The organism is Ensifer sp. 4252, assembly GCF_050434565.1.
GTDB lineage: Bacteria > Pseudomonadota > Alphaproteobacteria > Rhizobiales > Rhizobiaceae > Ensifer.
The window spans coordinates 1,183,180-1,206,023 of record NZ_JBNDIU010000001.1 but is presented as its reverse complement, the minus strand read 5'-3'; the positions used below and the strand labels follow the sequence as shown (position 1 = coordinate 1,206,023).

At 62.5% G+C, this 22,844-nt stretch carries 24 protein-coding genes, 1 tRNA gene and 1 riboswitch; of the genes, 15 read left to right on the top strand and 10 right to left on the bottom strand.

From position 1 onward, the window contains the following. The first annotated feature begins 45 nt into the window (after positions 1 to 45). From pstC to phoB, 5 genes are all read left to right on the top strand, one after another. Positions 46 to 1,530 (top strand): phosphate ABC transporter permease subunit PstC, encoded by a 1,485-nt coding sequence (gene pstC / locus ABIE33_RS05865; protein WP_429122509.1) that lies wholly within the window; start codon positions 46 to 48, stop codon positions 1,528 to 1,530. Further along, a complete protein-coding gene (gene pstA, locus ABIE33_RS05860) occupies positions 1,527 to 2,849 on the top strand; it encodes a phosphate ABC transporter permease PstA (protein ID WP_429122507.1) in 1,323 nt (440 codons plus the stop codon). The genes pstC and pstA overlap by 4 nt, the downstream gene beginning before the upstream one ends. 13 nt (positions 2,850 to 2,862) lie before the next feature. Continuing rightward, positions 2,863 to 3,678, top strand: coding sequence for a phosphate ABC transporter ATP-binding protein PstB (pstB, locus tag ABIE33_RS05855; protein WP_429122504.1), 816 nt, complete (start codon positions 2,863 to 2,865; stop codon positions 3,676 to 3,678). Between the two features lie 55 nt (positions 3,679 to 3,733). Further along, positions 3,734 to 4,444: a phosphate signaling complex protein PhoU gene (phoU, locus tag ABIE33_RS05850; RefSeq protein ID WP_025425799.1), complete on the top strand. Its 711-nt coding sequence runs from the start codon at positions 3,734 to 3,736 to the stop codon at positions 4,442 to 4,444. 198 nt (positions 4,445 to 4,642) lie between these two features. Further along, on the top strand, positions 4,643 to 5,326 hold the full coding sequence (phoB, locus tag ABIE33_RS05845; protein WP_065794638.1) for a phosphate regulon transcriptional regulator PhoB: 684 nt from the start codon (positions 4,643 to 4,645) through the stop codon (positions 5,324 to 5,326). Positions 5,327 to 5,394: 68 nt separating this feature from the next. On the opposite strand, the gene ABIE33_RS05840 is transcribed toward phoB, so the two are convergent. Next, positions 5,395 to 5,916, bottom strand: a complete 522-nt coding sequence (locus tag ABIE33_RS05840) for a GcrA family cell cycle regulator (RefSeq protein WP_429122500.1) — start codon at positions 5,914 to 5,916, stop codon at positions 5,395 to 5,397. 421 nt (positions 5,917 to 6,337) lie between these two features. On the opposite strand from ABIE33_RS05840, the gene ABIE33_RS05835 reads away from it, so the two are divergent. The 3 genes from ABIE33_RS05835 (at position 6,338) to ABIE33_RS05825 (ending at position 10,021) form a co-directional block, all read left to right on the top strand. Further along, positions 6,338 to 7,537, top strand: coding sequence for an aspartate aminotransferase family protein (locus ABIE33_RS05835; protein ID WP_429122497.1), 1,200 nt, complete (start codon positions 6,338 to 6,340; stop codon positions 7,535 to 7,537). 230 nt (positions 7,538 to 7,767) lie between these two features. Further along, the gene (argF, locus tag ABIE33_RS05830) at positions 7,768 to 8,685 is read left to right on the top strand and encodes an ornithine carbamoyltransferase (protein ID WP_429122495.1); all 918 of its coding nucleotides are present in this window, start codon (positions 7,768 to 7,770) and stop codon (positions 8,683 to 8,685) included. Positions 8,686 to 9,031: 346 nt separating this feature from the next. Beyond that, complete coding sequence (locus ABIE33_RS05825) at positions 9,032 to 10,021, top strand: Hsp33 family molecular chaperone (RefSeq protein ID WP_429122492.1); 990 nt, start codon at positions 9,032 to 9,034, stop codon at positions 10,019 to 10,021. A gap of 3 nt (positions 10,022 to 10,024) precedes the next feature. On the opposite strand, the gene apaG is transcribed toward ABIE33_RS05825, so the two are convergent. Then, positions 10,025 to 10,417 carry a Co2+/Mg2+ efflux protein ApaG gene (apaG, locus tag ABIE33_RS05820; RefSeq protein ID WP_429123117.1) on the bottom strand — a complete coding sequence of 131 codons (393 nt, stop codon included), beginning with the start codon at positions 10,415 to 10,417 and terminating at the stop codon, positions 10,025 to 10,027. A 111-nt stretch (positions 10,418 to 10,528) separates the two neighbouring features. Here apaG and ABIE33_RS05815 point away from each other — a divergent pair, with 111 nt between their 5' ends. Next, on the top strand, positions 10,529 to 11,143 hold the full coding sequence (locus ABIE33_RS05815; protein WP_429122489.1) for a CDP-alcohol phosphatidyltransferase family protein: 615 nt from the start codon (positions 10,529 to 10,531) through the stop codon (positions 11,141 to 11,143). Positions 11,144 to 11,187: 44 nt separating this feature from the next. On the opposite strand, the gene ABIE33_RS05810 is transcribed toward ABIE33_RS05815, so the two are convergent. After that, a complete protein-coding gene (locus tag ABIE33_RS05810; protein WP_429122486.1) occupies positions 11,188 to 12,372 on the bottom strand; it encodes an O-succinylhomoserine sulfhydrylase in 1,185 nt (394 codons plus the stop codon). A gap of 44 nt (positions 12,373 to 12,416) precedes the next feature. Then, a riboswitch (SAM riboswitch) is annotated at positions 12,417 to 12,495 on the bottom strand. A 74-nt stretch (positions 12,496 to 12,569) separates the two neighbouring features. Here ABIE33_RS05810 and ABIE33_RS05805 point away from each other — a divergent pair. The 3 genes from ABIE33_RS05805 to ABIE33_RS05795 all read left to right on the top strand — a co-directional run bounded on the left by ABIE33_RS05805 (position 12,570) and on the right by ABIE33_RS05795 (position 14,840). Beyond that, positions 12,570 to 13,667 (top strand): 2'-deoxycytidine 5'-triphosphate deaminase, encoded by a 1,098-nt coding sequence (locus ABIE33_RS05805; protein WP_429122483.1) that lies wholly within the window; start codon positions 12,570 to 12,572, stop codon positions 13,665 to 13,667. An 80-nt stretch (positions 13,668 to 13,747) separates the two neighbouring features. Then, positions 13,748 to 13,822 (top strand) — tRNA-Gly (locus tag ABIE33_RS05800). A 184-nt stretch (positions 13,823 to 14,006) separates the two neighbouring features. Further along, positions 14,007 to 14,840 carry a transporter substrate-binding domain-containing protein gene (locus ABIE33_RS05795; RefSeq protein ID WP_429122480.1) on the top strand — a complete coding sequence of 278 codons (834 nt, stop codon included), beginning with the start codon at positions 14,007 to 14,009 and terminating at the stop codon, positions 14,838 to 14,840. On the opposite strand, the gene ABIE33_RS05790 is transcribed toward ABIE33_RS05795, so the two are convergent. The 4 genes from ABIE33_RS05790 to ABIE33_RS05775 form a co-directional block, all read right to left on the bottom strand. Further along, positions 14,834 to 15,652 carry a sterol desaturase family protein gene (locus tag ABIE33_RS05790; protein WP_429122477.1) on the bottom strand — a complete coding sequence of 273 codons (819 nt, stop codon included), beginning with the start codon at positions 15,650 to 15,652 and terminating at the stop codon, positions 14,834 to 14,836. The genes ABIE33_RS05795 and ABIE33_RS05790 overlap by 7 nt on opposite strands. A 98-nt stretch (positions 15,653 to 15,750) precedes the next feature. After that, complete coding sequence (locus tag ABIE33_RS05785; protein WP_429122475.1) at positions 15,751 to 16,161, bottom strand: tellurite resistance TerB family protein; 411 nt, start codon at positions 16,159 to 16,161, stop codon at positions 15,751 to 15,753. 50 nt (positions 16,162 to 16,211) lie between these two features. Then, positions 16,212 to 17,042: a thermonuclease family protein gene (locus ABIE33_RS05780; RefSeq protein ID WP_429122472.1), complete on the bottom strand. Its 831-nt coding sequence runs from the start codon at positions 17,040 to 17,042 to the stop codon at positions 16,212 to 16,214. A gap of 13 nt (positions 17,043 to 17,055) precedes the next feature. Then, on the bottom strand, positions 17,056 to 17,700 hold the full coding sequence (locus ABIE33_RS05775) for a S24 family peptidase (RefSeq protein ID WP_429122470.1): 645 nt from the start codon (positions 17,698 to 17,700) through the stop codon (positions 17,056 to 17,058). 184 nt (positions 17,701 to 17,884) lie between these two features. Here ABIE33_RS05775 and ABIE33_RS05770 point away from each other — a divergent pair, with 184 nt between their 5' ends. Next, positions 17,885 to 18,973 carry a calcium:proton antiporter gene (locus ABIE33_RS05770; protein WP_429122467.1) on the top strand — a complete coding sequence of 363 codons (1,089 nt, stop codon included), beginning with the start codon at positions 17,885 to 17,887 and terminating at the stop codon, positions 18,971 to 18,973. A gap of 3 nt (positions 18,974 to 18,976) precedes the next feature. Here ABIE33_RS05770 and ABIE33_RS05765 read toward each other — a convergent pair whose 3' ends face one another. Next, positions 18,977 to 19,486: a winged helix-turn-helix transcriptional regulator gene (locus ABIE33_RS05765; RefSeq protein ID WP_429122465.1), complete on the bottom strand. Its 510-nt coding sequence runs from the start codon at positions 19,484 to 19,486 to the stop codon at positions 18,977 to 18,979. Positions 19,487 to 19,634: 148 nt separating this feature from the next. On the opposite strand from ABIE33_RS05765, the gene ABIE33_RS05760 reads away from it, so the two are divergent. After that, entirely contained in the window at positions 19,635 to 20,108 is a 474-nt protein-coding gene (locus ABIE33_RS05760) for an SRPBCC family protein (protein ID WP_429122462.1), read from the top strand. 26 nt (positions 20,109 to 20,134) lie between these two features. Here the strand turns inward: ABIE33_RS05760 and ABIE33_RS05755 are convergent, their stop codons facing one another. After that, on the bottom strand, positions 20,135 to 20,716 hold the full coding sequence (locus tag ABIE33_RS05755; RefSeq protein WP_429122460.1) for a LysE family translocator: 582 nt from the start codon (positions 20,714 to 20,716) through the stop codon (positions 20,135 to 20,137). A 304-nt stretch (positions 20,717 to 21,020) separates the two neighbouring features. Here ABIE33_RS05755 and ABIE33_RS05750 point away from each other — a divergent pair, with 304 nt between their 5' ends. Beyond that, complete coding sequence (locus ABIE33_RS05750) at positions 21,021 to 21,923, top strand: DMT family transporter (protein WP_429122457.1); 903 nt, start codon at positions 21,021 to 21,023, stop codon at positions 21,921 to 21,923. A gap of 56 nt (positions 21,924 to 21,979) precedes the next feature. On the opposite strand, the gene ABIE33_RS05745 is transcribed toward ABIE33_RS05750, so the two are convergent. Beyond that, a complete protein-coding gene (locus ABIE33_RS05745; protein ID WP_429122454.1) occupies positions 21,980 to 22,816 on the bottom strand; it encodes a methyltransferase domain-containing protein in 837 nt (278 codons plus the stop codon). Between the last annotated feature and the right edge of the window lie 28 nt (positions 22,817 to 22,844).

Genomic DNA, 22,844 nt, shown 5'->3' with positions numbered 1-22,844 from the left:
GAACTGCCGGCAGCGCATTGAGCGTCACGCCACGGAGACGTGCCGATGAGTACTTCATTTCTTCTTTTGCTCATTGTTATAATTGGCTTTATTTCTTACTTTGCGGGCCGTGCGCGCTCCTTCGCGCAGGCTGGCGGCAAGCTCTCCAATCTGCATTCCTTGCCCGGGTATCACGGCAGCTATGTCGCCATCTGGGCGATCCTTCCGGCCGCACTCGTGCTTGGCGCCTGGCTCATCGCCGCGCCCATGTATATCGACTCCAGCACCCGGGCGACCCTGCCCGAGACGGTGCAGACGCAGGGCGGTGCCACGGTCGAGCTGGCGCTTGGCCAGGTCAAGTCGGTCGCCGGCGGCCTGAAGCGGCTGACGGCCGAAGAAGTTCAGGCGCTTGAAAGCGGCTCGACCAATCTTCGCTCCACGCTTGCGGCCAAGGGCGTGGCTCTTGCCGGCGAGGGCGAGGCCTACATGATCACCGCCGCCCAGCATTTCAACGCGATGAGCGTCACCAACCGTTGGCTGATGAGCGCCGTCGTCCTGCTGATCGCCATTGCCGGCGGCGTTTACGCGATCCGCAACATCGCCACCCGTTTCCGCGCCCGCAATCAGGTCGAGCGCGTCATGCTCGGCGCGCTGATCGTCGCTTCCTCGATCGCCATCCTGACGACGGTCGGCATCATCGCCTCGATGCTGTCGGAAGCCGGCCGCTTCTTCACCATGGTTTCGCCCTTCGAGTTCTTCTTCGGCACGGTCTGGGATCCGCGGTTTGCCGCTGCCGGCAGCGGTGGCTCTTCCGGCCAGTTCGGCCTGATCCCGCTTCTCGCCGGCACGCTCTATATCGCTTTCGTCGCCATGCTCTTTGCGGTGCCGATCGGCCTGTTTGCAGCCATCTACATGGCGGAGTATGCCAGCCCCCGCCTGCGTTCGACGGCAAAGCCCTTGCTCGAAGTGCTCGCCGGCATTCCGACCATCGTCTACGGTTTCTTCGCGCTCGTGACCGTCGGTCCGTTCCTGCGCGATATTTCTGCCCAGCTGAACGGTCTCGTCACTGGCAATTATCAGAACTTCATCCAGGCACAGAGCGTTTTGACCGCCGGCATCGTCATGGGCATCATGCTGATCCCGTTCGTGTCCTCGCTCTCCGACGACATCATTACCCAGGTGCCGCGGGCGCTTCGCGACGGCTCGCTCGGCCTCGGTGCAACGCGTTCCGAGACGGTCAAGAAGGTCATCCTTCCCGCAGCACTTCCGGGCATCGTCGGCGCCCTGCTTTTGACCGCCTCGCGTGCCGTCGGCGAGACGATGATCGTGGTGCTTGCCGCCGGTGTCGCGGCCCGTATGCAAATCAATCCTTTCGAGCCGATGACCACGGTGACGGTGAAGATCGTCAACCAGCTGACGGGTGACCTTGAGTTCACCTCGCCGCAGACGCTGGTTGCCTTCGCACTCGGCATCACGCTCTTCGTCATCACGCTCGGCCTCAACATTTATGCGCTCTACATCGTGCGCAAATATCGGGAACAGTACGAATGACCGACATCGCTTCCCCGACCGTCCGGATCTCCGCCCGTCCTGAATCCGCCAAGCGCGATATCGGCATCAAGCGTCGCTACGCGGCCGAGCGTCGGTTCCGTGCCTATGGCATCAGCGCCATCAGTCTCGGCCTGTTCTTTCTCGCTCTGCTGCTGTGGACTGTGATCTCCAACGGCTACACCGCGTTCCAGCAGACGACGATCACGCTGCCGATCGAATTCACCGAAAAGGTCATCGATCCCAAGGGTGAGCGCGCGACCGACGGCAAGGTGCTGATGGCGGCCAACTATCCGCTGTTGGTGCGCGATGCGCTGATCAAGCAACTCGGCATCGATCCGAGCAATCGCCCGCTGGTCAAGCGAGCCACCGACATGGTGTCTGCAAGCTCCCGCACGCTGCTGCGCGACATCGTCGTCGCCGACCCGTCGGTTATCGGCAAGACCGTACCGGTGACACTGCTCGCCGAAGCCAATGTCGACTCCGCCTTCAAGGGGCAGATCGACCTGAAGGTCGACGAGAGCAAGCGCAAGGTCAAGGACCAGCAGGTCACCTGGATGAACGAGCTTGCAAGTGCCGGCGTCCTGAAGAAGAGCTTCAACACCGGCATCTTCACCTTCGGCGCCTCGAGCCGTCCGGAAGCGGCAGGTGTTGGCGTTGCCGCCCTCGGCTCGCTGTTCATGATGTTGATCGTGCTCGTGCTGTCGCTGCCGATCGGAGTTGCCGCGTCGATCTATCTCGAAGAATTCGCGCCGAAGAACCGGTTGACCGATCTCATCGAGGTCAACATCAACAATCTCGCCGCCGTTCCGTCGATCGTCTACGGTCTCCTGGGGTTGGCCGTGTTCATCAACTTCGCCGGCATGCCGCGCTCGGCGGCCCTCGTCGGCGGCCTGGTGCTGACGCTGATGACATTGCCGACGATCATCATCGCCACCCGTGCGGCGTTGAAGGCGGTCCCGCCGTCGATCCGTTCGGCAGCGCTCGGCCTCGGTGCGTCGAAGATGCAGACCATTTTCCACCACGTCCTGCCGCTGGCGATGCCGGGTATCCTGACCGGCACGATCATCGGTCTCGCCCATGCGCTTGGCGAAACCGCGCCGCTATTGTTGATCGGCATGGTCGCCTTCGTCGTCGACTATCCCGGCTCACCGATGGAGCCGTCGACCGCGCTGCCGGTGCAGATCTACATGTGGGCCAACGAGGCAGAACGCGCCTTCGTCGAGCGCACATCCGGCGCGATCATCATTCTTCTCATCTTCCTCGTCGTCATGAACCTTGGCGCCATTCTGTTGCGACGTCGCTTTGAGCGCCGTTGGTAGTGAGGTAATTACTATGAACATCATGTCAGAAGCAGCAGTCGAGAAAGCCTTGGATCAGAAAATGAACACCGTGCCCTACAAGATGATCGGCAAGGATGTGTCGGTCTACTACGGCGAGAAGCGGGCGCTTTTCGACGTCAACCTCAACGTCCGCGAGAACACGGTTACGGCGCTGATCGGCCCTTCGGGCTGCGGCAAGTCGACCTTCCTGCGCACGCTGAACCGCATGAACGACACCATCGAGAACTGCCGCGTCAACGGCAAGATCACGCTGGATGAAGATGATATCTACGACCCGACGATCGACGTCGTGGAACTGCGCGCCCGCGTCGGCATGGTCTTCCAGAAGCCAAACCCGTTCCCGAAGTCGATCTACGATAACGTCTCCTACGGCCCGCGCATCCACGGGCTTGCCCGCACCAAGTCCGAGTTCGACGAAGTCGTCGAGACCAGCCTGCAGAAGGCTGGTTTGTGGAACGAGGTGAAAGATCGTCTGCAGGAGCCGGGCACCGGGCTTTCGGGTGGCCAGCAGCAGCGCCTGTGCATCGCGCGCGCCGTTGCCGTCAGCCCCGAAGTGATCCTGATGGACGAGCCCTGTTCGGCGCTCGATCCGATCGCGACGGCCAAGGTCGAGGAACTGATCCACGAGCTGCGCACGAACTTCACGATCGTCATCGTCACCCACTCGATGCAGCAGGCGGCGCGCGTTTCGCAGCGCACCGCCATGTTCCACCTCGGCAATCTCGTCGAGGAAAACGACACCGACAAGATGTTCACCAATCCGGATGACCAGCGTACCCAGGACTACATCATGGGCCGCTTCGGTTGATGGCCGAAGCCCCCTTCAACCCGTTTCCTGAACGCGCCCGCAAGGATCGAAGACTATGTCCATGCACATAATGTCCGCCTATGACGAAGAACTGAAATACCTCACACGCCGCATCTCCGAGATGGGTGGCCTGGCCGAGCAGATGGTCGGTGAATCCGTTCGCGCCCTGGTCAATTCCGACCTTGCATTGGCGCAGAAGGTGATCTCCGACGACACCATTCTTGATGAAGCCGAACGCCAGATCGGCGAAAAGGCGATCGTCACCATCGCCAAGCGTCAGCCGGTTGCTGCCGACCTTCGCGAGATCATGGGGTCTATCCGCATCGCGTCCGATCTCGAGCGCGTCGGCGACCTCGGCAAGAACAACGCCAAGCGCGTCATTGCCGTTGCCGGCTCCGGCATCCCGCGCAAGCTGGCACGCGGCCTCGAGCACCTGGCCGAGCTTGCGCTCGTGCAGCTCAAGGAAGTCCTCGACGTCTACGCCTCCCGCTCGCCGGAGAAGGCCAACAGCATTCGCGAGCGCGACGAGGAGATCGATGCGATCTACACCTCTCTGTTCCGCGAGCTGCTTACCTACATGATGGAAGATCCGCGCAACATCACGCCCTGCACGCATCTTCTGTTCTGCGCCAAGAACATCGAGCGCATCGGAGACCACGCCACCAACATCGCCGAGACGATCTACTACATGGCGACGGGCGCGCAGCCGGAAGGCGAGCGTCCGAAGGATGACAATACGTCGACGCTGGGTGCCGTGAAGGACTGAGCCCGGATACGTTCGAGTGCCTGCTTGTGAACCTGCTCCGGTCGCAGCCCTGGTTGCGGCCCAGCTCTACTGCGTCTGAAGCTATCCGTTTTCGCACGTGCCTTTGAAAACGCGCGGAATGCTCCAGATTCTATATGTTCGAGCATCTCTGCCCGTTCGATCGAACGCGAGACGCTCTGGGTAAGGAGACGTTACCTGATGTTGCCGAAAATCGCCGTTGTCGAAGACGAAGAGGCGCTGAGTGTCCTGTTGCGTTATAACCTCGAAGCCGAAGGGTTCGATGTCGATACGATCCTGCGCGGAGACGAGGCGGAGATCCGCCTGCAGGAGCGCCTGCCGGATCTCCTGATCCTCGACTGGATGCTGCCGGGGGTTTCCGGTATCGAGCTGTGCCGCCGGCTTCGCCAGCGCCCGGAAACCGAGCGCCTGCCGATCATCATGCTGACGGCGCGTGGCGAGGAGAGCGAGCGGGTTCGTGGCCTTGCCACCGGAGCCGACGACTATGTCGTCAAGCCGTTCTCGACGCCGGAGCTGATGGCCCGCGTCAAGGCGATGCTGCGACGCGCCAAGCCCGAGGTTCTCTCGACGCTACTTCGCTGCGGCGATATCGAGCTCGACCGCGAGACCCACCGCGTCCATCGCCGCAGCCGCGAGGTCCGTCTCGGACCGACGGAATTCCGTCTGCTCGAATTCCTGATGTCTTCTCCGGGCCGGGTCTTCTCTCGGTCACAGCTTCTGGACGGCGTCTGGGGGCACGATATCTATGTCGACGAGCGCACAGTTGACGTGCATGTTGGTCGCCTTCGTAAGGCGCTGAACTTCTCGAGCATGCCGGATGTCATCCGCACCGTTCGTGGCGCCGGCTACTCGCTGGAAAGCTGAGCCGGCCAATCGGCAGGCAATAAAAAAGGGGCCGCGCGGCCCCTTTTCTGTACGTATCCTTGGTAGCCTTAGCGAGCGCGGCGGCGCTCGGCGGAAGGCTGGTAGGCAAGCCGTGCATGGAAGCTGCAATAGGGCGAAGCCTCCGGGGAGTCGTTGCCGCAGAAGTGAAACTCTTCCTTCAGCGGGTCGCCGATCGGCCACTTGCAGGTGCGTTCGGTCAGCTGCGTCAGCTCCAGGCGGCGCGACATCGGCACGACCACATCCTTCTGAATGTGGAAGTCCTGTTCGGCGACGAGATCGACTTCGACCTCTTCCTTGAGGACGGTTGCTCCGGCCGCACGGGTCACCGTGCGGGTGGTGACGCGCGAAGCGTAGTTCGGAGCGCGCGGCGCCGAAGTCGGGCGCTGCTTCGGCCGGGTCGCGGCGGTGGTTCCGCCAGCTTTGGCCCTGCCGGGCAGGCTCAGTCGGTGAACCTTGCCGATGACCGCATTGCGGCTGACGCCGCCGAGCTGTGCCGCGATCTGGCTCGCGCTCAGGCCCTCGGACCAAAGCTTCTTCAGTTTTTCCACCCGCTCGTCAGTCCAGTTCATTTCTGCACTCTCCGTTCTCAGCGTTGGCGATGACAGAATCTCTCACCACGCTCCGGACAGGCTCCGGAGCTGCAACGCGATAACACTTTTGGTGACTAGGTCCGCCGCATGCGTCTAGTAATTGAACATTAACCTACTGACCGCTGGACTCCGTGGCAAGAGTCCCGGGAATCACGCCGAATCGATTTCCTAGTTTTCCCCAACTTGCTCTGCGGGCGTTGCATTTTTGCAAGCCCTGCCGCGCGATTTTTTCGTCGCATGGATCAGACCCGTCCGACCGCACTGCACAGCTTGGTTTTGTTGACATTGCGCTGCGAAATAGGAATAGTGCCTGCGCCGCCGCAAGGCGGCATTTTTAATTTTTTGCCGCGCTCAATGAGGGCTCGGATCGATGCCGATAGCAATGAAGGAGAGGCTCGCCATGACTGCAACCACGCCGCTTTACGACACCTACATGCGTGCGCCGTTGCGTTTCGAGCGAGGAGAGGGCGTCTGGCTGATCGCCGAAGACGGCTCGCGCTATCTCGACTTCGCCGCCGGCGTCGCCGTCAACTCGCTTGGCCATGCGCATCCGCATCTGGTCGAGGCGTTGAAGGCGCAGGCCGAGAAGGTCTGGCACCTGTCCAACCTTTATGAAGTCCCCGGCCAGGAGAGCCTTGCACGCCGGCTGACGGCCGTCACCTTCGCCGATCGTGCCTTCTTCACCAACTCGGGTGCCGAGGCGCTCGAATGCGCGATCAAGACTGCCCGTCGGTACCACTATGCCAAGGGCAATCCGGAGAAGTTCCACATCATCACCTTCGAGGGCGCCTTCCACGGACGCACGATCGCCACTATCGCGGCAGGCGGTCAGCAGAAGTACATCGAAGGCTTCGGTCCGAAGGCTCCGGGTTTCTACCAGGTTCCCTTCGGCGATATCGCAGCGGTCAAGGATGCGATCACCGACGAGACGGCCGCGATCCTGATCGAGCCGATCCAGGGCGAGGGCGGCATCCGCCCGGTCACCAAGGAGTTCATGCAGGAGTTGCGCGCGCTTTGCGACGAGTTCGGTCTGCTGTTGATCCTCGACGAGGTGCAGACCGGCGTCGGCCGCACCGGCAAGCTTTTCGCCCATGAATGGTCTGGCATCCGTCCGGATATCATGGCTGTCGCCAAGGGCATCGGCGGCGGCTTTCCGCTCGGCGCCTGCCTTGCGACCGAAGAGGCGGCTGCCGGCATGGTCGCCGGTACGCACGGTTCGACCTATGGCGGCAACCCGCTTGCCATGGCCGTCGGCAACGCCGTGCTCGACGTCATCCTGGCCGACGGCTTCCTGGAGCATGTTCGCGACGTTGCGTTGGTCTTCCGTCAGGGTCTCGCCTCGCTGAAGGATCGTTTCCCCGATGTGATCGAGGACATTCGCGGCGATGGGCTGATGCTCGGTATCAAGGCGAAAGGTCCTTCGGCTGATCTCCTGAAGGCGATCCGCGCAGAGAAGCTGCTGGCCGTTCCGGCCGGCGAGAACGTGCTGCGCCTGCTGCCGCCGCTGACGGTGACGGCCGCAGAAGCGCGCGAGGGTCTGGCGCGCATCGAGCGCGCGGCCGAAGCGGTGAGAAGCAGCAGCGGCACCGCCGCAGCCTAGAGCATTTCCAGGAAAAGTGCGGAGCGGTTTTCCGTTGGGAAAATGCGTAAAACAAAGTGATAAGCGTTTCTGTTGTTCCTTCTAAGCCAGAAACGCTCGAGTTTGTGAACCCGGAAATCGGCAGCGATTTTCCCAAGGGTCCATGCGCGAACCCGAGGTGTCGAAGCGTTTTTTGCTCTTCGACACCAGCCGCGCTTCACGGGCCATTCTGAGGACAGGAATTGAGTACGATGGCAGGCACAAGACATTTCATCGATCTTTCGGTCATGACGGCAGCGGATCTCAGGACCATCATCGACGATGCCCTCGTGCGAAAGACGGCGACGAAGGCCGGAACGGCCGAGAAGCCGCTCGCCGGCAAGATGCTGGCGATGATTTTCGAAAAGCCTTCGACCCGTACGCGCGTCTCCTTCGATGTCGGCATGCGCCAGCTCGGCGGCGAAACCCTGTTTCTCTCGGGCACCGAGATGCAGCTCGGCCGTGCCGAGACCATCGGCGACACCGCAAAGGTGCTGTCGCGCTACGTCGATGCGATCATGATCCGCACCACCGACCATCGCCGGCTTATCGAGCTTGCCGAGCACGCGACGGTACCCGTCATCAACGGCCTGACCGACGACACCCATCCCTGTCAGATCATGGCCGATATCATGACCTTCGAGGAGCACCGCGGCCCGGTGAAGGGCAAGACCATCGCCTGGACCGGCGACGGCAACAATGTGCTTCACTCGCTGATCGAGGGGTCTGCTCGTTTCGGCTACCGCATGAACATGGCTGTGCCGCTCGGCTCCGAGCCGCACGACAAGATCCTCAACTGGGCGCGCAACAATGGCGGCGAGATCCTGCTTTGCCATGATGCCGAGCAGGCCGTCGCCGGTGCCCATTGCGTCGTTACCGACACCTGGATCTCCATGAACCAGGAGCATCGCGCTCGCGGCCACAACGTCTTCCAGCCGTTCCAGGTCAACGAAGCGTTAATGAAGCACGCCTCGCCGGACGCGCTGTTCATGCACTGCCTGCCGGCGCATCGCGGCGAGGAAGTGACCGACGAGGTCATCGACGGCCCGCAGTCGGTGGTGTTCGACGAGGCGGAAAACAGGCTGCACGCACAGAAGTCGATCATCGCCTGGTGCATGGGGCTCGTCTGATCGGCGAGTCTGCCTATTGAAATTTGCCGCATGCGACCCGATTTAGGCCGCATACGGGACGTTCCGGGGTGGAAACAACGGACGCAACCTGACGACAGGCAGCGCATGATCGGCCGTCAAAACGGCACATGCCTGCTGGACAAATCCGTTTATGGCGGGATCAAATAGGGTAACGGGCAGGCTGCGCCGGAGGATGTTTATGTCCTCTGCGCGGCCTTCTCCAGAGCATGTCGCGGAAAAGTGCGCAGCGGTTTTGCGATAACGACATGCGTGAGAACAAAAACTTAAGGCGCAGTCAGCGAATCCTGGCGATCGCGACGCGCTTTAGTGACGTAAGGAGCAGCAGATGACTGAGATGGCACCAGGACTTGGCGAATTCGATTTTGCCGGTGACGACCATGTCGTGCCCTTCCAGGTGGAAGGCCTCGACGTGCGTGGCCGTGCCGTTCAGCTCGGCCCGATGCTCGATGCGATCCTTGAGCGCCACAACTATCCGCTTCCGGTCGCTCGGCTCGTTGCCGAGACCGTCGTGTTGACCGTGTTGCTCGGCACGTCGCTGAAGTTCGAAGGCAAGCTTATCGTTCAGACGAAGGGCGACGGTCCGGTCGATCTCGTCGTCGCCGATTTTGCCACGCCCGATCGGGTGCGCGCTTATGCCCGCTTCAATGAGGAAGCGCTGGAGGAGGCTCTGAAGGACGGACGCACCCAGTCTCATGAACTGCTCGGCAAGGGCGTTCTCGCCTTCACCATCGACCAGGGCGCCCATACCCAGCGCTATCAGGGCATCGTTGCGCTCGATGGCGCTACGCTCGAGGAGATCGCCGGCGTCTATTTCCGCCAGTCCGAGCAGATCCCGACCAAGGTGCGCCTCGGCGTCGCCGAACTGCTCGACCGCGACGAGAACGGCAAGCCGCGCCATCGCTGGCGTGCCGGCGGCATGGTCGCGCAGTTCCTGCCGGATGCGCCGGAGCGCATGCGCCAGCCGGATCTTTCGGGCGGCGACGGCGACGACAACGAGGACCTCTTCGACGAGGACGATCTCTGGGCGGAAGCCAAGGTTATGGTCGAGACGATCGATGCCGACGAGCTGACCGACCCCATGGTCGGCACGGAACGTCTGCTCTATCGGCTGTTCCACGAGCGCGGCGTTCGCGTCTACCAGCCGCAAGCGGTCTATGATCGCTGCAGCTGCTCGCGCGAAAAGATCCGTTCGGTGCTGATCGGGCTGCATGCCGACGATATCGAGAGCACGATCGAGGACGGCTTGATCAAGGTGACGTGCGAGTTCTGCTCGACCACCTATCGCTTCGAAGCAAGCGAAGTTCGTCAACAGTAGATCTCAATTCAGGGTTCGAACGAGCCCTGGTGAATCAAGCGAGAAGGCGGGGATTGCCACGTTGAAGTGTTCTCCGCCTTCCGATTCCATGCTGTAGTGGCCGAACATGACTCCCGACGGCGTGTCGAGTGGGCATCCGGAGGAATATTCGTAGGTATCGCCGGGGTTCAGCAACGGCTGCTCTCCGATGACGCCCGGGCCACTGACTTCGTCTACCTGGCCGTTCTCGTCGGTAATGTGCCAGTAGCGCGTCATCAGCCGTACTGTCTCGGCCGAATGGTTGGCGATGACGATGCGGTAGCCCCAGACATAGCGGCTGTCATCCGGATCAGATTGCTCTTCCAGATAGTAAGGCTCCACCGTAACTTCTATGTCGCGAGTGAGCGCGCGATACATGGGCAACACCTTGTTTCAAGTCTTTCAGGGTATTCTACAGCAAGATGGTTTCGTCAAGAATAACGGCAGGATTGCATGCGTCGGCGGCAAGGCGGCGGAAAGGCGAGGCCGATGCTTGATGGTGCGGTGAGAAAACGGCTTGATCCGATGCTGGATCGGTTGGGTGTGGCACTTGCCCGCGGCGGTGTCAGCGCCAATGCGGTCACGATCGCGGGCCTCGCGTTCGGCCTCGTTGCCGCCGTGCTGATTGCCGGACAATACTATCTTGTCGCAGCCGTCGTTATCGCCGTCAGCCGGCTTTGCGATGGGCTCGACGGCGCGGTGGCGCGGGCGACGCGCAAGACCGATTTCGGCGGTTTCCTCGATATCGTGCTCGACTTCGTTTTCTACGGCGCCATCCCGCTCGGTTTCATCGTCGCCGATCCGCCGGCCAACGGTCTCGCGGGCGGTCTGCTGCTCTTCTCGTTCTACGTCAACGGGTCGAGTTTTCTCGCCTATGCCATCATGGCCGAGAAGCGCGCGATGACGACGGAGGTGCGGGGGGCAAAGTCGCTCTACTTCACCACGGGGCTTGCTGAGGCGACCGAGACGATCGCCGTCTTCCTGGCCTTCTGCCTGTTCCCGACGTGGTTTCCGGTGCTGGCGGCGCTGTTTGCCGTCGTCTGCCTCTACACCGCGCTATCGCGCATTGTGCTCGCGCGAATGCGTTTTCGCGACGTAGAGTAGCGGCCGCCGCCGATCTCGTGGGGCGGCCGTTTTGTTCGTGTGCATCAGGCCTTCACGGCCTTCAGCGCGCGGGCGAAGTCCTCGACGATGTCGTCGCTGTCCTCGATGCCGGCCGAGAAACGCACGGTACCAGCAGAAATACCGAGTTCGTCGCGAGCCTCGTCCGTCAGGTTCTTGTGCGTCGTCGTCGCCGGATGCGTGATCAGGCTCTTGGAATCACCGAGATTGTTGGAGATGCGGGCGATCTGCAGCGCGTTCTGCAGCGCGAAGGCCGCATCCTTGCCGCCCTTGAGTTCGAAGGCGACGAGGGTCGAGCCGCCGGTCATCTGCTTGGCGATAATGTCGGCCTGCGGATGGTCCGCGCGGCCGGGGTAGATCACCTTGGCGACCTGCGGCTGCTCAGCGAGGAAATCGGCGATGCGGCGGGCGTTCTCGGTCTGCTGCTTGACGCGCAGCGGCAGCGTCTCGATGCCCTTCAGCAAGGTCCAGGCGTTGAACGGCGACATCGCCGGGCCGGTGTGGCGGAAGTAATCGTGCAGATGCTCGTTGATCCAGTCCTTGTCGGACAGCACCACGCCGCCGAGGCAACGGCCCTGGCCATCAATATGCTTGGTGGCGGAGTAGACGACGATATGCGCGCCAAGCTCGAGCGGCTTCTGGAACAGCGGCGTGGCGAAGACGTTGTCGACCACCACCTTGGCGCCGATCTGGTTGGCAAGCTTGGAAACGCCGGCGATGTCGATCACTTCGAGCGTCGGGTTGGTCGGGCTTTCCAGGAAGAAGACCTTGGTGTTCTTCTGGATTGCCTTTTCCCAGTTGGCGAGATCGCGACCGTCGACCAGCGTGCACTCGATGCCGTACTTCGGCGCCAGCGTCTCGACCACCCAGCGGCAGGAGCCGAAGAGGGCGCGGGCGGCAACGATATGGTCGCCGGCCTTCAGCTGGCAGAGAATGGCGGCGGTGACGGCGGCCATGCCCGATGCCGTGGCGCGCGCATCTTCGGCGCCTTCCAGCATGCACATGCGCTTTTCGAACATGTCGTTGGTGGGGCTGCCGTAACGGGCATAGATGAAGCCTTCGGTCTCGCCCTTGAAGCGCGCCTCCGCCGCCTCGGATGTGTCGTAGACGAAGCCCTGGGTGAGGAAGATAGCCTCGGACGTCTCGCCGTGCTGGGAGCGGGTCGTTCCGCCGTGGACGAGTTGGGTTGCCGGGCGCCAGTTTTTGCTCATGTGACGGTCACCTTCAAAAACAAAAAAACCGGCCGCGTGAAGGGCCGGTTTGATACCCGGCCTTTTTAGCTACTTGTTTAACGTGGCTGCAAGCCGACCGGCCAAATCACCACGGGATAAAGCTCCAATACTGCTTGGGTGCGCTTGCGTCAATTCCTGGAGTTTGGTTTTGTCTCGCAACTGAAAAGAGGATCGAAATGGGCCGCGAGACTGGGATTTTGGCCGACCGCGCGATCGCCGCGCTGTTTGCGACCGGGCGCTTGAAAAGCGAAAAGGCGCTGGATGCCGATCAGATCCAGCCGGCAAGCCTCGACCTGCGCCTTGGCGCCAAGGCATTTCGCGTGCGCGCGAGCTTCATGCCGGGTCCGGCTCACCTTGTTGCCGACAAGCTCGACCGGCTGAAACTGCATGTCGTCGATCTCTCCGACGGCGCCGTGCTGGAGACCGGCTGCGTCTATATCGTGCCGCTGATGGAAAGCCTCGACTTGCCGGAGACCATGTCGGCTTCGGCGAACCCGAAGAGCTCGACCGGTCGCCTCGACATCTTCACCCGCGTCATCACCGATCGCGCCCAGGAGTTCGACAAGATCCCGGCTGGATATCGCGGCCCGCTCTATCTCGAAATCAGCCCTCGCACTTTCCCGATCGTCGTTAGGCGCGGCTCGCGCCTGTCGCAGATCCGCTTCCGCACCGGCCAGTCGCTGCTCTCCGAGCAGGAGCTGCTGGCGCTGCATGAAAGCGACATGCTGGTTGCAAGCGAGAAACCCAATGTCAGCGGCGGTGGGATTGCGCTCTCGATCGACCTCAAGGGAACCGGTCCGGACGGGCTTATCGGTTATCGCGGCAAGCATCACACGGCGGTCGTCGACGTCGACAAGAAGGCGCAGCATGCGGTCTTCGATTTCTGGGAGCCGCTCTACAGCCGCGGCCGCGACGAGCTGATCCTCGATCCCGACGAATTCTACATCCTCGTGTCGCGCGAAGCGGTGCACGTTCCGCCGCTTTACGCTGCCGAGATGACGCCGTTCGATCCATTGGTCGGTGAATTCCGCGTGCACTATGCCGGCTTCTTCGATCCGGGCTTTGGCCACGCGTCCGCCGGTGGCAGCGGCAGCCGTGCCGTGCTCGAAGTGCGCAGCCACGAGGTTCCGTTCATCCTCGAGCACGGCCAGATCGTTGGCCGACTGGTCTATGAGCATATGCTCGAGCGTCCGGAAGGACTGTACGGCCTCGGCCTCGGCTCCAACTACCAGGCGCAGGGCCTCAAGCTCTCCAAACATTTCCACGCGGAATAACAGAAAAAGCGCCGTTGCGCGGCAACGCGGCGCAACGGTCCTTGACAGATGCATGCGGTTGAGGAAGTTTCCGAAGCGCTGCGGGTGTAGTTCAGTGGTAGAACGCCAGCTTCCCAAGCTTGATGTCGTCGGTTCGATCCCGATCACCCGCTCCACTTTTTCTTCGATATCGGCCAGCCAGGCTTTGAGCCGGCACTCCTGAGGGCGACGGCGCGAACGGTATGGCGCCGAAGCCAGTAGCCAGCCCGGTTCCATCCGGCTAATCTTGTCATCACCCATGAATCATCCGCGGCTTTGCAGGCCGCATGGCATCCCGAAGAGACGCGCTGGCCCTTGCCCATGAAAATTCACCGACTGCTGGCTCTCTGCGTCTATCTGATGGCCGCTCCGCTCGCCGCCCAGCCCAAGGACCTGCCCAATCTGTTCGATGCGCGTGAGCGCATCGCAAAGCCGGACCTGACCGGCCTTGCGCGGCTCAGGTTTCTGACCACGGTGGATTTTCCACCGTTCAACTTCATTGACCAGTCGGGCAAGCTTTCGGGCTTCCATGTCGACCTGGTGCGCGAGATTTGCCGCGAACTCGATATCGAAGCCAAATGCCAGATCCAGGCGGTAACCTATGCCGAACTGCTTCCGGCGCTGGAAGAGGGGCAGGGCGAGGCGGTTGCTGCCGGCATCGCGGTCAGCCCGGAATTGCGTCAGCGCTTCGGCTTCTCGCGGCCGTTCATGCGGCTTCCCGCACGCTTCGCCGTCAACACCAAGGCGGCCGGTGCCGTCTCTACTCCGACTGATCTGAAGGCCAAGTCGGTCGGCGTCGTCTCCGGGACCACGCATGAGGTGATGTTTAGGGCTTTCTTCCCGAAGCTCGAAGCCAAGATCTTTCCCGATCGCGATGCGATGCTCGCTGCCCTGCAAAAGGGTGAGGTGCCGGCCGTCTTTTCCGACGGCATGCAGCTTTCCTTCTGGGTGTCCGGCAGCGCTGCTGCCGGTTGCTGCGCGCTTGTCGACGGCGCCTATTTCTCGCAGCGCTTTCTGGGCGAGGGGCTGACGATCATGAACCGCAAGGCCGAGCCGGCGCTGACGCAGGCGATCGATCATGCCCTGCTGGCGCTTTCGCGCAGCGGACGGCTGGACGAGATCTACCTTCGCTATTTCCCGAACGGTATTTACTGATCCGTACGCCGGAACGGCAGAAGCAACGACCACAGAAGCCTGGTCGGCTCGCTTCGGCCATAGGCAGTGAGCCCCGTTTCGATCGCATCGTCGCCCAGCTTCGGCCGGTCCGTATAGGTCGAAAACAGCCGATCCCAGATCGCCAGGTTGAAACCGTAGTTCGAATCCGTCTCCGAGCGCTCGGTCGAGTGGTGGATGCGATGCATGTCGGGCGTGACGATCAGCGGCCGCAGCGCACGGTCGAGGCGGGGTGGCAGCCGCAGATTGGCATGATTGAACATGGCGGCGGCGTTCAGCACGATCTCGAACAAAAGCACGGCGACCGCAGGCGCGCCGAGCACGACGATGACGCCAGTCTTCCAGGCCATCGAGAAGAGGATCTCCAGCGGGTGAAACCGCAACGCCGTGGTCAGGTCGACGCCAGGGTCGGCGTGATGCACCCGGTGCATCCGCCACAGGAGCGGGATCTTGTGAAAAACGACGTGTTCCAGCCAGATGGCGAAGTCGAGTACGATGAAGGCGATCACGCCGGCGAGCAGCGAAGGAACGCCCAACACCGGCAGCAGGCCGTATCCCCGGGCCTGGGCCCAGAGTGCCGCGCCGGTAGCCGCGGCCGGGAAGATCAGCCGCAGCGAAAGCGAGGACAGCACCAGAATGGAGAGGTTGGTAAACCAGCGCCGCGCCTTCAGCGCCCGTTGCAGTTCTGGGCGCTCCAGACGCGGATGCAGAAGCTCAAGCACTGCCAGGGCAGCAAAGACCGAGAGAAAGGCCGCAAGGCGCCATAGTGGCTCGGTCACGCCGAAAAGCTGCATCCGTTACGCCTCACTGTTGGTTTGCCGCAAAGCGATATCACGCGTCACCAGCGCCGCGCCAAGACACGTTGACGTGAGCCGGCTGAATGGGGCCGTCGTTATTTGCGGAAGCGGGCGAGGGCGCCGCGCTCGATTGCGGCGCAGGTGAGTTTGTCGAGGCTGAGGCGATCGCGCAGCAATTGCAACAGGCGGATCTCCTCGTTGCGGATGCGCTGGTCGGCGGCCGCAATCTCGACCGCGAGTGCATAAGCCGTTTCGTGAAGCCTCTCGGGCAGCGCCTCGCGCACGATCTCAAGCACGATGTCGAGACCCTCGGGGGCGGCAAGCTGGGCCGCACATTCGTGGCCGACAAGCACGAGCTGGTCCTCGTCGAAGCCTTCGAAGGCCGGAAGAAACTGCACGAGCCTGCCGATGCGCGCGAACTCGTCGTCGCTCATCTCCCGGTCGACGGCCGACATCATGACCATGACATAGACGAGGGCTTCGTGCTGGCTGAGGCTTGGGGGCATGGGTGCTTTCCGGCAAGTGTCGGGGAAGAGTTGGTGTGTTCCGCCGTTCCTTACAAGTCCGGTGCAGCTTCGTCCATCGCCGCTGCTGCGCTCGGATCGTCGAATGGCATCGGCGTCTGGCGAAAATCGCGCGGGTCATCGCCGTAGAAGCCAAGCTTTGCCTTGCGCGCCGCGTCGGCTTGCTCTTCGAGCGGCGAGCCGGGCAACGGCATCGCCCAGCCATTGGCAACGAGCCAGGCTGCAGGATCCTGGCCGCCTACGGTGCAATGGGCGGTGACGGTCTCGCCCGTTCCGTCGCCGGCAATATCGCAACTGACCGCGCGGGCACGCAGGAAATTGCGGAACGCTGTCCGGGCGACCATGCCGCAGGGCCAGCTCTTGCCGCCGCTTTCACAGGTCCGTTCCGCCGCTTCCGGCTCGATGCCGTCGAGCTGAAGCGTCATCTTGTCGAAGCGGATAAGCCCGGCTGCGAGCGCTAGCGGTCGCTGGAGGATCGTCGGCGCCTTGGGCTTTTCCGTGTTCGTATCCGACAGCGGCGTGCGCGGCTCTATGCGTTCAAGCGGCTTCGTCGTCACCTCTTCGGGCAAGCCGAACTGTTGCGGTTCGATGGTCCGGGCAGTGGTCTCGGTCGAGTGGGAGCTGCTTTCGCTCTGGCCGCCATCAGGCGGCGTGTCGTTCGGTTCAGGGGCAGTCATGTCGAACGGCACGTCGTCGGCTCCGTCCGCCGGCTCCATTTCCCCCATGTCGGGCGTTTCGAGCACGAAGTCCGGCGTGGCAGCACTTTCCCGGTCGCGGATCGTCGCAGCACCGGCATAGAGGATGCCCGTATAGAGCGCCAGGGCGGCAATCCCGCCTGCAAGGGTGATCAGTTGCTGCCGCATCAGGAAAGATGTCCTATTGGCTGGCCCAGATGATCCGGGCGATCCATTCGACTTCGCTCATTTCGAAACTCCGGTTGGGATGCTCCGGGTTGAGCGATAGCAGTTCGATATTGCGCGGAGTATGCCGCACCAGGATTTTCGCCATGACCTCGCCTTCACGGGTCTTGACCACGACGCGATCGCCGCGCCGGACCTGCGCACCCGGATCGACGATCAGCACATCGCCATCGCGATAAAGCGGCAGCATGCTTTCCCCCTGGATCTCGAGCGCGTAGATGCCGGCGCGCCGCTCGGCCGCTGCGGGGAAGTCGACGACGTCCCAGCCCTGACCGGCCGGAAAGCCGCCGTCGTCGAAGAAGCCGCCGGCGCCGGCCTGGGCAAAACCGATCAGCGGTATGGCACCCTTGTAAGGCTCGCTTCGGGTCGTGTCCGGGCGCATCAGTGCCATGAACTGGTCGATGGTGGCTCCGGTCGCATCAAGCACCTTGGCGATCGATTCCGTCGACGGCCAGCGCTCGCGGCCATCGGCGGACTGGCGCTTCGATTTGTTGAAGGATGTCGGGTCGAGCCCGGCGCGGCGCGCAAGCCCGGAGGGCGAGAGCTGGTGGCGCTCGGCCAGCGCATCGATGGCGTGCCAGATGGTATCGTGCGACAGCATGAATGTCTGTTCCGGGCCAGGGCAGCGACGGCCGCTACGCCTCTATTCGACAGTAGATTAACCAAGCCGGCCAGGGTGGTAAAGAACAGGGAGGAAAATAATCCTTAGCTGTTCCGATTGAAATAGAGTGGCCTGCTTCTATAGTCCTTGTCATTGCTTGAGTTTGGCCGGCGAGGGGGCTCATTTGTTGGCGGTGCTGAAATCCGAACGACTGCTGTTCGCCGCCTTGCTTGCCGCAGTCGCCGGTTTTGTGCTCGAGTACCCCTTGCTCGAAATGGGGCAGGCAGCTTCGCTTGCCGGGGCGGCGGCATTGGTGGGCGCGATCGTGCTGGCGTCGATGCGGGTCGCCCATCACGCCGAAGTCCTGGCGGCCAAGGTCGGCGACCCCTATGGCACGATGATCCTGACGCTTTCCGCCGTCCTGGTGGAGGTGATCATCCTCGCGATCATGATGACCGGCGAGAGTTCGCCGACGCTGGTGCGCGATACGATCTATTCCGCCGTGATGCTCGATATCAACGGCATTCTCGGTCTTGCCGCGCTGCTGGGCGGGCTGAAACACGGCGAGCAGCCCTACAACGACGATTCCGCGCGCACCTACAGCGTCATGATCCTGACGGCGATGGGGATCTCGATGGTCGTGCCCGAATTCGTGCCGGCTGCGAAATGGCACTTCTATTCCGCCTTCACCATCGGCGCGATGATCATGCTGTACACGCTGTTCCTGCGCATGCAGGTGGGGGTGCACAGCTACTTCTTCAGCTACAGCTATCCCCGGGCGAAAGGCGACGGGATCAACGTTGCTGAAGAACCTGGCGAGCCGGTCGTCCCGTCGGTCATTATCCTGTTGGTCGGCGTGGTGCTGATCGGCGCGCTCGCCGAGATCATGTCGGGGCTGCTGACATCCGGCCTGAAAGGCAGCGGCGCGCCACCGGCCGTCGCCGCCATCGTCGTTGCCGCGATCTCGGCTTCGCCCGAGATCATGACTGCGATGCGTGCAGCACTGGCCAATCGCATGCAGGCCGTCGTCAACATCGCGCTCGGGGCATCGCTGTCGACCGTGATCCTCACCGTGCCGGTGATGGAGGCGATCGCGCTTTATACGGGCCAGCCCTTCATCATGGCGATGTCGCCGGTGCAGACGGTGATGGTGACGATCACGCTGATCGTCGCGGCGATCAATCTCAATGACGGTCAGACCAACGCCATCGAGGGCATGACGCATTTCGTGCTGTTTGCCACCTTCGTCATGCTTTCGGCTATCGGGTTGTAATCCTCACGCGACTGCGCTTTCCCGGGTTTTCCTCGCGACGACATCCTCATAGGCTGCCTGCAGGGTGGCGCGGACGCGCGGTGGACCGTCGAGGGGCACGCCGAGATGCTCGTATCGAAGCTCTTCCATGAATCGGTTCCACAGCTCCGGACCACCGGTTTCCATCAGTTCGGCCCGAATGCTGAGCTCTTCGCTGACCGGCAGGTAGCGCCGCCCCCAAGCGCCCAGATGCGCCATGATCGGCACCAGCGCGATGGTCATTTCGGTGAGGCTGTAGATGGCCTTCTGCTTGTGAGTCGGGTCATCCGTCTTGGTCAGCATGCCCAGCTCGACCAGCATTTTCAGCCGATCCGCCAATATGTTCGAGGAGATACCTTCCTGCGATCGCAGCAGTTCGCGGAAGTGCCTTTTTCCGCCGAAGATCATGTCGCGGATGATCAGCAGGCTCCATTTGTCGCCGAAGACTTCCAGCGCAAGATTGATCGGGCAGCCGGAGCGATGATCGTCTTTCATTGGGACCCCTTCAAAACCGCTTGCATTATTGCATCAGTGGAATTACGTTGCAACTGCTTTTGAAATGAAAGCAGTTTTGCTGGAGAGCGCATTGCTGAAGCCGCGCCTGTCTGCCCAGGTGCCCAAACGGATAGAAGAGGAGAAGATCATGAGTGCCAATTCCGTGGAACATGCGAGCTTCACCATCGAACGGATTTTCAAGGCAACACCCGAACAGGTCTTTCGTGCTTTCGCCGATCCGGCGGCGCACGACCGTTGGTTCGTCAAGGCCGACGGGTGGCCCGTCGCCGAATATAGCCATGACTTCCGCGTCGGTGGGCGCGAGAGCGGCCGTTTCAGCAAGGACGGCAAGACCTTCTATCACAACGACACGATCTACCTCGATATCGTCGAAAACCGGCGCATCATCTCGGCCTATACCATGGCGGAGAACGAGCGGCGGATTTCAGCCTCGGTGGCAACTGTCGATATCCAGCCGCACGGTACCGGCGCACGTATCGTCTTCACCGAGCAGGCGGCGTTCCTCGATGGTCTCGACCAGGTTGCCTATCGGCGTGAGGGCTGGGAAGAGTTGATCGCCGCGCTTGGCACGGAACTCGGCGAGGCGGCGGCAGCCGCCTGATCTGCCATCGCGGCTAATCTGCTGCCTCAAAGCATCGTTGCCAGCGCGCTGCCGGCGATGCCGAAGGAAAACACGGCGAGGCAGATGGCGGCAATGCGGCGCGGCAGATGGGACGTGCGTGCGCCGCGCGACAGCCGGATGAACATGGCGCCGGCGCCGATCCAGAGCGAGCCGGCGACAACGACGAGCAGCGAAAATCCGGCGATCCACGGCATCGTCGCCGCAAGGCCGGTCTGCGGCAAGAGCACGAGCGCCACAATGAGGGCTTTGGGATTGAGCAGCGTCGTGACGAACACGTGCCGGATGGTGATCTCGCTCGACGTCCGGCTGTCGTCGCCGGTGGTCCACAGTGCGTAGGCGAGGAAAAGCACCCAGCAGGCTGCGACGATCCGGAGCAGAAGCCCGATCTGCGGATGCGCCGCGAGGAACGGCGCCAGCAACGCGACGGCTGGAATGATCACCGAGAGATAGCCGCCGAGTTCGCCCAAAAGCAGCGGCGTCGAGCGCCGGAACCCGGCGGATGCTCCCGAAAGCCACAGCAACGTGTTGGTCGGGCCGGGCGTTGCCAGCAGCACGAGGGCGGCAAGGGTGAAGGCGAGCGGCTGCATCAGCGAGGATCCGGTTTCGCGGCGATATTGCGGTCATCTACAGCATCGCGCATCAATCTGGATACGCTCTTGTTGCCGCAGCACTGGGACTTTCTGCATAACTCCCGGGACCTACCCCGACCCCGTTGCCCCCATGCGTAGCGAAGCGGCGGGTCCGGGGCCTTGATCTCCATCAAGCCAAAGTACGAACACACTCCAAGATTTCGCCACAGCGCGGGCCGCCGGCGCCTCTTCCGCCTTTGGCGGTGGCGCGCTATCAGACGGGCGCTGCCGCCTTCCTTCCCGGCTGCCTTCGGGGCTTTCCATGAACAAGACAGTGCTTTCCGGCATCGTGATGACGACGTTCTCCTATTTCCTGTTTTCGTTGCAGGATGCGTCGGTCAAATGGCTGGTGGTCGGCTATTCCGTCTGGCAGATCCTGTTTACCCGCAGCATCACCATTCTCCTGCTGTGCCTGGTGATCGGCCGAGGCAAGCTCGTCCGTCGCGCGATCGCCTCGCCCGTCGTCAAACCGTTGTTCGTGCGCAATCTGTTGCTGCTGGCCGCCTGGCTTTCCTATTTCAACGCGGCCCGCGATCTCGGCCTTGCCGAAATGACGACGCTCTACTACGCCGCGCCGATCGTGGTGACGCTGCTGGCCGTGCCGATCCTCAAGGAAGACGTGCCGCCGATCCGCTGGTTCGCGGTGCTGCTCGGTTTCGTCGGGGTGCTGATTGCCTGCGATCCGCTCGGAACGGGCATGAAGCTTTCGCTGCCGGTTTTCCTGGCACTGATGGCCGCCGTCTTCTGGGCGATCGGCACGGTGATGCTGCGCAAGACCGCCCTTCACGAGACGACGCTGACGCAGATGACGATCTCCAACGTCTTCTTCATCGCGATGACCGGCCTTGCCGTCGGTTTCTACTGGACGCCGCCGGCGCTGTTCGACATCGCCCTGATGGCGGGTACCGGCGTGATTGCCGGCATTGCCCAGTATGCCCTGTTCGAGGGCATGCGCCGGGCGCCGATCTCGGTGATCGCGCCGTTCGAATACACCTCGCTCGTCTGGGCCTTCGGGCTTGGCTTCCTGATCTGGGGCGATATTCCCACCACCAATGTCTTTGCCGGCGCCGGCCTGATCTTCGTTGCCGGACTGACGATCATCGTCGGCGAGCGTCTTGCGCATCGGCGGACGACTGCCGTCCAGGAAGCAGGCCCGCAGGCCTAACGGCCAACACTGCCAAGCGGCGCACCAAAATGGAAACAGCCGAAGCTTCCAGCCCGTCAGCCTGCCGATGGGTGTCGCGTGTCGGGGATGCGGCCGGTCACCCGGAAGAACAGGTGCGAGGTGACGAGGACCGAAGGATCGGCCAGGTGCCGATCGAGTGCCTTCAGGTCGTCATCGAGTACGGCGCGGCCGACAAAACCTTCGCTGACCAGCCTCTCGCGGACATTGGCGATGAAATCGCGCAGGATCGGCCGGCGGTCATGGCCGGGCGGATAGACGTGCACGATGGCATCCGTGCTGAGTGCCTCGACGCCGGCCTCGCGGAACAGCCGATGCGCGCGGCGTCCTATGTGCAGATCGATGCCCCGCGCTGCCGAATAGGCGATATAGGCGGCCAGCAGACGATCCCAGGCAGCAAGCGGCGGGTCGCAGATATGGGCGAGGAAATCGGCCTCGAAGCTGGCGATCCAGCCACCCGGTTTTACCAGCGAGACCATCTCGCGCACGATGCGCTCCGGCTCAGGCACGTTGACGAGCACGAGCCGCATATGAGCCCCGTCGAAGGAGCCGCGCGGCAGGCCGCTGTCATAGGCGTCTCCTTGGCGCACTTCCACCTGTGGCAAAGCGTGGCTCGCAACGAACCGGCGTGCGAGATCGACGAAGTGGGCGTCGCGCTCGATGCCAAGGACCGAGCCGGTCGGGCCGACGCGCTTGCCAAGCAGATGCAACACACCGCCAGGGCCGCAGCCAAGATCGAGGACGCGCTCGCCCGGCCGAATGCCGATCCGCTCGAGTTGCTGATCGGAGTCGGGAGCGAGATTGGCAATCTGCCGCTTTAACCGTTCTTCCTCGGGCCCGGCGCGCCCAAGCAGATAGAGATCAGGCTCGCTCATGGCGTTTCCCCCCTCTGGCGAACAGGAG